General features: G+C 45.5%; 7 protein-coding genes and 2 pseudogenes. 4 read left to right on the top strand and 5 right to left on the bottom strand.

What is annotated here, in order from left to right; genetic code table 11:
• Nucleotide 1: 1 nt before the first annotated feature.
• Nucleotides 2-1,192, bottom strand: a complete 1,191-nt coding sequence (locus tag EYB48_RS18735; protein WP_162021899.1) for a CaiB/BaiF CoA transferase family protein — start codon at nt 1,190-1,192, stop codon at nt 2-4.
• 174 nt (nt 1,193-1,366) lie between these two features.
• On the opposite strand from EYB48_RS18735, the gene EYB48_RS18730 reads away from it, so the two are divergent.
• Nucleotides 1,367-2,272, top strand: coding sequence for a LysR family transcriptional regulator (locus tag EYB48_RS18730; RefSeq protein WP_162021903.1), 906 nt, complete (start codon nt 1,367-1,369; stop codon nt 2,270-2,272).
• 52 nt (nt 2,273-2,324) lie between these two features.
• On the opposite strand, the gene EYB48_RS18725 is transcribed toward EYB48_RS18730, so the two are convergent.
• Nucleotides 2,325-4,148 (bottom strand): methyl-accepting chemotaxis protein, encoded by a 1,824-nt coding sequence (locus EYB48_RS18725; RefSeq protein ID WP_235935295.1) that lies wholly within the window; start codon nt 4,146-4,148, stop codon nt 2,325-2,327.
• A 414-nt stretch (nt 4,149-4,562) separates the two neighbouring features.
• Between EYB48_RS18725 and EYB48_RS18720 the strand changes: the two genes are divergently transcribed.
• Nucleotides 4,563-4,940: a VOC family protein gene (locus EYB48_RS18720; RefSeq protein WP_328823503.1), complete on the top strand. Its 378-nt coding sequence runs from the start codon at nt 4,563-4,565 to the stop codon at nt 4,938-4,940.
• A gap of 9 nt (nt 4,941-4,949) precedes the next feature.
• Here the strand turns inward: EYB48_RS18720 and EYB48_RS18715 are convergent.
• Nucleotides 4,950-5,084, bottom strand: a pseudogene (locus EYB48_RS18715) (transposase); the annotation flags it as partial.
• A 114-nt stretch (nt 5,085-5,198) separates the two neighbouring features.
• Here EYB48_RS18715 and torT point away from each other — a divergent pair.
• A complete protein-coding gene (gene torT / locus EYB48_RS18710) occupies nt 5,199-6,242 on the top strand; it encodes a TMAO reductase system periplasmic protein TorT (protein WP_162021898.1) in 1,044 nt (347 codons plus the stop codon).
• A gap of 33 nt (nt 6,243-6,275) precedes the next feature.
• On the opposite strand, the pseudogene EYB48_RS18705 reads toward torT, so the two are convergent.
• Nucleotides 6,276-6,530 (bottom strand): annotated as a pseudogene (locus tag EYB48_RS18705) (hypothetical protein); the annotation flags it as partial.
• Between the two features lie 232 nt (nt 6,531-6,762).
• A complete protein-coding gene (locus EYB48_RS18700; protein ID WP_235935293.1) occupies nt 6,763-7,842 on the bottom strand; it encodes an ABC transporter substrate-binding protein in 1,080 nt (359 codons plus the stop codon).
• A gap of 747 nt (nt 7,843-8,589) precedes the next feature.
• Between EYB48_RS18700 and EYB48_RS19560 the strand changes: the two genes are divergently transcribed.
• Entirely contained in the window at nt 8,590-8,820 is a 231-nt protein-coding gene (locus EYB48_RS19560) for a transposase domain-containing protein (RefSeq protein WP_408058376.1), read from the top strand.
• Nucleotides 8,821-9,322 lie beyond the last annotated feature (502 nt).

Below are 9,322 nucleotides of genomic sequence, written 5' to 3'. Positions count from 1 at the left end.
ATCAAATGATGCCGCGCTGACGCCAGTCGTCGCGCGTCACGCTATCGATGCCGATACCAGCAAGTACCTGGTCGGTATGCTGGCCTAGCTTGGGGGCTTGGTGACGCACTTCGCCAGGAGTTGCACTCAACTTCGGAACAATCCCGGGCAATTTCACGGACGTGCCGTCGTCAAGTTTCGCATCCAACAGCATATTGCGTGCCTTGTAGTGGGGATCTGCGGCGATGTCAGCGATGTCATAGATCCGGCCAGCAGGAATCCCTGCGCCATTCAAGGTGAACAGTGCCTGCTCCAGTGTGTGTTGTTTGCTCCATTCGCCGATAGCAGCATCCAGTTGCTGTACATGCTTAACACGACCGTCGTTTTGCGCCAATGCAGGGGCGTCACGTAAGTCGGGACGTTCAATTAAATCCATCAGGCGACGGAAGATACCGTCACCGTTGCCAGCGATTAGTACATATTTTCCGTCGGAGCATTTGTATGCGTTTGTCGGGGCAATGCCCGGCAAACTACTACCAGCAGCTTCACGTACCGTGCCAAAAACCGAATACTCTGGCAACAAACTCTCCATCATGTTGAAGACGGATTCATATAAAGCGACATCGATCATCTGGCCATCGCCGCCGTTCTGGTCGCGATGACGCAAAGCAAATAAGACCCCAATTACACCGTGCAGTGCCGATAGCGAATCTCCAATCGATACGCCTACCCTAACAGGTGTGCGACCAGGCTCTCCGCTAAGGTGACGCAAGCCCCCCATCGCTTCCCCCACAACGCCAAACCCCGGGCGGTCGCGATAGGGACCATCCTGACCATAGCCTGAGACCCGCAGCATCACAAGACGCGGATTGATTTTATGCAGCGCTTCCCAACCCAAGCCCCAACCTTCCATAGCGCCTGGGCGAAAATTTTCAATAAGCACGTCGCTCTGCTTCACCAGCTTGCGAATAACGTCTTGGCCTTCGGATGTGCGCAGATCCAGCGTTACCGATTGCTTGTTACGCGACTGCGCCGCCCACCATACTGACGTGCCTTCGTGCAGCAGACGCCATTTGCGCAATGGATCGCCGATACCTGGCGGCTCGATCTTTATCACCTCAGCCCCGAACTCGGCTAGCATCTTAGCTGCGAACGGGCCTGCAATTAGTTGCCCCATCTCAAGAACACGAACGCCGTGTAGCGGTTTGTTCATAGATATCTCCTCCATTTGGTCTGATATTTGACGCTATCGTAGGCGCGCCGCCCTGTATTGAAAATCAGTGTTTTCTCAAAGACACTTTCCCCTCAAGAAAACCTAAATATCTCTACGTTGACAAGCCCGCCGATGTTCTCTATTATCTTTCCATCTCCCAAACATCTTCCTCACGTGATCAATCCGACCCATTTTGACCTGCAATCACTGCGAATCTTCTTGATGGTGGCACAAGCTGGCAGCCTTACCAAAGCAACCGATAAGTCGAATATGACATTGTCAGCCCTCAGCAAGCGCATTGCTGATCTGGAAAGGACTGTGGATACTGCGCTGTTCGTGCGTTTGCCACGGGGGCTAGAACTGACATCAGCTGGAGAGCAATTGATCCAGCATGCACGCAGCGTGCTGGATACTGTGAATCGTATGGCGGGAGATATGGGAGACTTTGCAATCGGCGTGCGTGGTCACGTCCGCATCTGGGCTAACACTTCAGCCATAATTCAGTTTTTGCCAGCTGATCTTGCGAGTTTTGTGGAAGTCCACCCGCTTATTCGCATTAGTCTGGAAGAAATGTTGAGTGATCAGATCGTCGCTGCTACTCTTTCAGGAGAGGCTGATCTTGGTATATTTGCCGATAATGTATCATCGCACGGGCTAGAAAAATACCTTTACCGCCGCGATAAACTTATGGTTGTAGTACGCACGGACCATGCACTAGCGACGCTGCCCGAAGTTAGTTTTAGTGACACTCTGGACTACGACTTTGTCGGCCTTAATTACGGCAGCTCATTACTTAAACGGCTAACCGACGCTTCGCTCGCTCATGACAAGCCGCTACGTTTACGCATTCAGGTCAGTAGCTTCGACGGTATGTGCGGCATGATCGCTGCTGGACTGGGCATAGGTGTGCTTCCAGATGGTGCTATCCCGCTTACTTTCCCAGCTAATGGCTTGCGCTCTATTCCATTGACCGATTTATGGGCACAACGTACGCTGTGGCTGGGCGTCAAGTCGGAATCAGCTTTAGTTCCTGAAGCTTTCAAGTTATTGACGCATTTGCGCGCGGTTGAACCGAACTAGGACTGGTACAATGCGATTAAGCGGGGCAGCAATTGGAGGCGAATCTACGGCATTAAAGCCGTAATGTTAAGCGAGCGCGCTGCACGGGCGTAATGTCTTTGATAGGTTCGCGCGTGCCCAACTTAAATTTAGCCGCCACATCCGCTAACTTTGCCGCTTGTTGCTGCAGACTGGCTGCAGTCGCAGCGGCCTCTTCGACCATTGCGGCATTTTGTTGAGTGAAGTTATCTATTTCAGCCGCGGCAATGTTTACTTGGTTAATACCTACACTTTGCTCCTTGCTTGCGACTGATATCTCACTAATCGTTTGCGCCAGCCTTTGCACACTTTGGACCACTTCCTCTATGGTACCGCCTGCCTGCTGTACTAACATGGTGCAGTCACTCACTTGTAACACCGAGCCGTCTATTAAATCCTTGATTTCCTTGGAGGCGTTGGTCGCACGGTGTGCCAGATTTCGCACCTCACTCGCCACCACTGCAAAACCTCTACCTTGCTCACCTGCCCGTGCTGCTTCAACAGCAGCATTGAGCGCCAAAATATTAGTCTGAAATGCGATCCCGTCAATCACGCTTATAATGTCAGCAATGCGCCGAGATGATGTATTAATCGCTTCCATGGTAACCACCACCTCGCTCACCATGGAACCACCACGCGCTGCAACCACGGATGCAGCTTTCGCCTGTTGATTGGCATTCAGGGCACTATCCGCATTTTGTCGCACCGTCGAAGTCAATTGCTCTATAGACGAAGCTGTTTCCTCCAGCGAACTGGCCTGTTGTTCCGTACGAAAGGACAAATCATGATTGCCTTCCGCAATTTCTCTCGAAGCCAATGCAATTACTTGTATGCCATCTTGAACCTCTCCAACCAACCCACGCAACGCATCATTCATATGTCTAAGTGCACTCATTAGACCGCCAATTTCGTCGCGCGCTGGCGACTCAGGCAAGCGCTGGCTCAAATCGCCACTGGCTACTTTCGTTGCGACATATAATGCCTGCTTGACAGGCTGTGTTATCGAGCGGGAAATGGTATGTGCAATGAAAGCACCAGAAATCAACATTAGCAGTGACAAACCAATCAGCAGCTCATTAGAATTGCGAGTACTTATCTCAATTCGGTGTGCAGCATCGTCAATGCGCTTGCGCTGGAATAACAGTAGCTGACTGACCTGCTCTTGGTAGGCACTAGCGGCAGGCATAAACTGTTCACCATATTTGCGCTCAATTTCCTCTAACGATACCTGACCTTTCAGTTTAACAATGTCCGTTTTCGCCTTTTGAAAAACCGCGCGTGCCTTCAAGGTGTGGACGAAGATAGCTTTCTCCTCTGGCGAGGTCATCAATTGCTGCAGTTTTTCAAGTAACTCACCACCACTGCGCACACCTTCCGATACGTCATTAGCCAACTTATCAGCGAGCTCGGCATCGTTACTGCGGACTAAAATTGAGGTTCGCACAATCGCTGCCGACATTAGGGAATTTAGGTCTGAAGCCAGGCGCTCATTGGCAAGGGGCTTGTCCATCATTTGCTTAGTCTGCTCCAAGCTGGAGATGGCATTGCCATAGGCAACGGCAGTGCCAATTACAGATAGAGATAGTACGAAAGCGAAACCTACACCAAGGCGGGTACCAATACTTAAGTTAAACAGAAATTTCATGAAGGTCCTCACTGAATCAGCAAATAGGCACAAAATAAAGAATATGGTACTGCGCAAAATATCATTCAAAATACGATGGCAACCATCAATCAATTCTAAACAACACTTTCCTCCCAAGAAATTCCAATAAAAAATTAACGATGCGCTACTTGGGCGGCAAAAAGGCAAAGCAGAGATTTCCCCCTCCAACGGGAACGCCTGCATATGCGTCATTCAAACGAACAAGGCGGACAATAGCCAAGATATTAAAATGAAATCAACATATGCTTGACATATGGTAAGAAGTACTGCTTCTGTGTGCTGTTGGCAAGCATGACTCTCGAACAGAATACAAACTTGCACCATTTAACATAAATATATCAATGCCAAAGCGCAGCTAACCTTTCGCTTTCGTATAGGGTTGTGGCGAATTTGAGAATTCTATACATCCCTCTCTTGAAGTAAATTCTCTTAGTCGTAAGTATCAAGGCTAAGCCAAAAAAGGAGATAGAAATGTTAGAAAATCGCATTAACTCGGCCCGCCGTGCCGCGCTTACTAAGCTTGGTCTTGGTATTGCCACCATGGCCGCAAATGGAGCGAGCAATATCGTAAGTGCGGAGACGATGCCCGCTTACCTCCATCCAATCGTGCTTGACCGCTTTGACCACGTTGTACTGACAGTAGCCGACATCGAGCGAACCTGCGAATTCTACATGCGTGCAATCGGCGCCAAGATCGAGACCTTTGGATCTGGACGAAAAGCATTATTATTTGGACATCAAAAATTCAACCTGCACCAGCTTGGACATGAAATCGTGCCGCATGCGACCCATCCGACTCCTGGGTCAGCCGACTTGTGCATCATCGCTGTTACACCAGTAGATGATGTCATCAAACATCTCAAAGCGGTGAACGTGACCATTGCCGAAGGCCCAGTGCAACGCACTGGTGCACTTGGAGCGATACGTTCAGTCTACTTTCGAGATCCAGACGAAAATCTGATCGAAATATCCAACTATCTATGAAGAGCTGACATAGTTGGATTTCCATTGATAGTAGGTGGCTTCTGAAACACTATGCTCACGGCAAACGTCTTTGACAAGCCTACCTGCCTCGACAGCTTTCAATATTCCGATGATTTGTGTTTCTGTAAATCTGCTCTTACGCATTTCTGTTCTCCTTTTTGCATATCAGTTTGCCTCAAGAACTCCAGTTATGCATGGCTTGATTTTACGGGAGGGTTACAAGTTAATTTAGGCACTTAACTGTGAAGGAGGATTTTAATGAAAATTTTTCTATTCTTATTAATGCTGCTATCTTCAAAGAATATTTTCGCTGCAGAATGGTTTCCTGTAAGCGCGATTATAGATGGTAAAGTCTCTAAATACGTACCATTGAAGCACGCTCAGAAGGCATGGCGTATATGTGCATTATTGCCACAAACCAAAGATAAGTATTGGTGGGGAGTTGCTTGGGGGCTAACACAAGAAGCATTGAGACAAGGTGTTGAGCTTGGTATATATCAAGCTGGTGGTTATAACCATCTTGATGTCAGTCAAAATCAATTTTTAGACTGTATGGCACTTGGAGTGGATGCGATTGTCTTAGCTGCGATATCTTCTGATGGCTTGGATAGCTGCATTTCCCAAGCAGCAGATTCAAACATTCCTGTTATTGATTTAATCAATGGAGTAAGAAGTAATAGAGTAACTGCTAGATCGCGTGCTGATTTCTCTGAAATGGTAATGAAAGCAGCTATTTATCTAACTAGGCACTCAAATAGTGATTTTGTTCAAGTCGCATGGTTCCCTGGTCCCAAAGGTACTTTGTGGGTATCGGATGCAGAGGTGGGTGTTGAAAATATATTAGAAAAATATTCGATTAAATTAATTCATGCTGGATATGGTTTAACTGAACCAAACGAGCAAATGGGTTTAGTGCGAAGTATGTTAAAAAATAATTTAAAACCAAATTATATTCTAGGTAACGCGGTTGCAATTGAAATGAGTGCGAATTATTTTAGACGCTATAAAAATCCAGAATTACGTAATTTAATTTCGTTTTACGCTAATGAGCCTGTTATAAAGTTAATCAAAGATGGTCGCGTACTTGCCGCAGTAAGTGATTCCCCAGTTCTACAAGCGAGAATTTCAATTGATTTGGCTATTAGAGCGTTGGAGGGGAAGCCCTATCCTAAAGATGTTAGGCCCGTCGTGGAAATTATTGATTTTAATAAAATTCGAGAGTACGATTTTAGTAAAATTTTTGCTCCTACAGTTGAACGATTTGGATTAAAATATTTAGCAAAAAAAGATGAAAATTATTAAGTACTTAAAGTAGAATATACTCTACCCGCTGATTTAAGCTGTGCCGATTTCCAATTCATCAGTTGCTCCGCGCTGTCCAGTACTACTCGTTTCCTGCTGTGCCTCGCCGTCAGCACTGAATCTGTCGATGATCAACGCACCGCCTCCAGCCCCATTGCGGTAGACCTGATGCGGGGTCCGATAACTCAGCGATTCGTATGGCCGCTCTGTGTTGTAGAACGCAAAATACTGCGCAAAACCCACCAACAATTCCGCCATGTTCGCGTAGCCCTTCAAATACACGCCCTCTGTAAACCTCCCGTAAGCGCCCGGTCATCACAGGTTGATCGGTTCTGATATGGATGATGGAAATTATTGAGCAAGCTTCCAGTTGTGTGGAAGTAGTTCGCCGATGCGACTGAATGATTGTCTTCATATAACTGAACCTTAAGCCGCATTTGAATTTGGTCATCCATTCAGCTATTTTAATTAAAATGACATCTATTAATCACACAAATTATAATTAACTATAAAGCAATATTTAACGTAAAAATTGATCTGTTTTACTGATAATCGATAATTCTATGAATTTACTACCATCATGATTCTGTTCGTCATAACTGATCACTAAGCCGCCAAGATCGAAGTTCCTCATTGTTTCGAGGCCTTTAATTAGACCCGTTCGAGTTGGATTTGAGCCGCTACGTTTAATTCCTTCAACCAAAACCTTCGCGGCTACAAACCCTTCCATTGCTGCATATGTTGGAGCCACACCGTTTGCTTGTGCAATTTTCTTAAATTCTTGTCCTAACATTGATGTCATTAAGTGAGGGGGGGGCATAATTTGTGAAACAATTACTCCATATCCTAGTGGTCCTAAAGAATTAACAAATGATTGTGATGAATTGTTGGATAACGTCATTATTTGAATTGCATTATTTTTTACACGCAGATTTTTTATGATTTCAACAGTGGTTGACGATGAGGCAACAATGATGACCGCTTTTGAGGAAGTATTTACTAACGCATTAACCGTAGCGTTAATATCTGGACTTATTCGATCAATATGATATGTAGCGATTGGATTTAGTTTGTATCGTGACATCGCTTTGCTGAACCCAGCAAAACCATCCATTCCAAAAGCATCATTCACGTATATTAGGGATACTTCATTGATTCCTGTTGTAAAAAAATGCTCAACTCCTTTACTAATCTCATCTTGGTATTTCGCTCTAGTATTAAATAAATAGCGATATTTTCTTTCATAAAAAACCGATGACCCGGTAATCGGAGCGATTAATGGGATCTGAAAAGACGTTAATACTGGCAATATGCGTTCGGTATGTGGCGTTCCCCGCGATTGAAACAATGCGAACACGTGCTCTTTTTTCACCAAAATTTCCGCATTTGCTAACGTTTTTAATGGGTTAAATTCGTCGTCTAAAATTTTTAATTCAATTTTTCGTCCATGGATACCGCCAGACGTATTGATAAAATCAAAATAAGCTCGTGATCCTTCAAGCATTTCTTTTACGGGTCCAGCTACATCTCCGCTTATGCCAATTGTCTGCCCAATAACAATTTTATTTTCAAATACACCATCCTCAGCGTATGCCATCATACTAAATACACATAGAAAATACGTGCAAAAAAATCTCATTGTTTGAGATAGGTGAGTTTTACATTTCATTGAGTTTTGACCAAATTAGATTTAACGTGTTCCGCTCATACATAAATATATTTATTGTGTGATGGCAAATACCTACGCCATATAAAATCTCAGATAAGCACAAAAACCTATCTGAGCCTATTTACATTTTTAGCCGAAGCTACCTGCCGTAAGTTGCCGTAAATGCAGCCATTCCCAATACATGCGCCCCTAATCCGCGATTAAGTACAAAACCATAAAAGGCTGAAGTTCCCGTCTTGGGAATACCACCTGCAGTAACAATATCTGGTACATCTAACGCCCAAACCGTAATTACATACATTAGTAGCACAAGGCACAAAAGCATCAATTAAGTTAAATCTAACAAAAAGCTATTTATGAGACTTTGATGAGATACAACTTTTATGAAATCGACGGATATAAATTTGTAGCTACATAAGATTCTTCTTTAAATTTCAAATTCTTGATATTTGTATTTTTTGTAGACTCTCTTCACGAAAAACGAACTGATATATTTGGATACTAGCTAGATAATCTGAAATTTATATAGTCATCGCATAATCAACACTTGGCTGCAAACGATGCAACAAGCTGTCGCACCAGGCAGCGGCACGGGCAAGGCCATTGAGCACGCACTCAAACGCTTGCCGGCGCTGGTGCGCTATATCGATTCGGGCACGCTGCCGAACGATTCACAATGTGGTCGAAAACGCGATACGTCCGATTGCCATAGGCAAGAGGAACTGGCTGTTCGCCGGCTCAGAACGCGCCGGCCGCCGTGCTGCCGCCATCCAGACCTTGCTGGGTACCGCCAGGCTCAATAGCCTTGATCCGATGCAATGGCTGACCAGTGTCCTGGAACGTCTCCCGACGTGTCCTAAAAACCAGATCGATTCGCTGTTGCCATTTCCGAACTCTACACAGCTATAACTTCTTTTTATAGGTGGGGCGGCTGGACGCTTACTTAGCTTCGACCAGAGCTCGTCATTGAGCAACAATCGGGGCATGGCAAACTCGTGTCAGATCGGTGTGAGAACCTTAACAATACGAATTCTCCTTTCTTCTCAAAGCTTTACGTTCAAACGTCAACAGTCCCTAATGAGCACGACAATGCGAAGCGGCTCATCAAAAACGTAGCTGGGATATACGGATGGTGTTTCTGGAGAAACCAGTGTGCTTGATAATCCCCCTCAAGGAAATGTGCTCACAAATGTCGGCGCCGAACCTTGCTTTATATCACCACGTTGATGACTCCAATCCCGTGCTCGTGAAACAAGCAGTATGATGTCTAACCATTAGTCAAAATTTGGTGCAAATCAGGTTTGTAGATGGATTAATTTTGAATGCAAATCAGTAAACAAGGAAGAGACGCGCAGGATGCTTGTGAGGTCGACACTGGTATCATAGCCTTGCAGTTCGAGCAGATGGACCA

Source organism: Cognatundibacterium crateris (assembly GCF_010078235.1).
Lineage (GTDB): Bacteria > Pseudomonadota > Gammaproteobacteria > Burkholderiales > Burkholderiaceae_D > Undibacterium > Undibacterium crateris.
The sequence above is the reverse complement of the archived record's forward strand: the minus strand, read 5'-3'. Positions and strand labels throughout refer to the sequence as shown.

Coding starts and splice junctions, on each gene's coding strand:
- EYB48_RS18735 (WP_162021899.1), bottom strand. CDS start 1,192: ATGAACAAACCGCTACACGGCGTTCGTGTTCTTGAGATGGGGCAACTA.
- EYB48_RS18725 (WP_235935295.1), bottom strand. CDS start 4,148: ATGACGCATATGCAGGCGTTCCCGTTGGAGGGGGAAATCTCTGCTTTG.
- torT (WP_162021898.1), top strand. CDS start 5,199: ATGAAAATTTTTCTATTCTTATTAATGCTGCTATCTTCAAAGAATATT.
- EYB48_RS18700 (WP_235935293.1), bottom strand. CDS start 7,842: ATGATGGCATACGCTGAGGATGGTGTATTTGAAAATAAAATTGTTATT.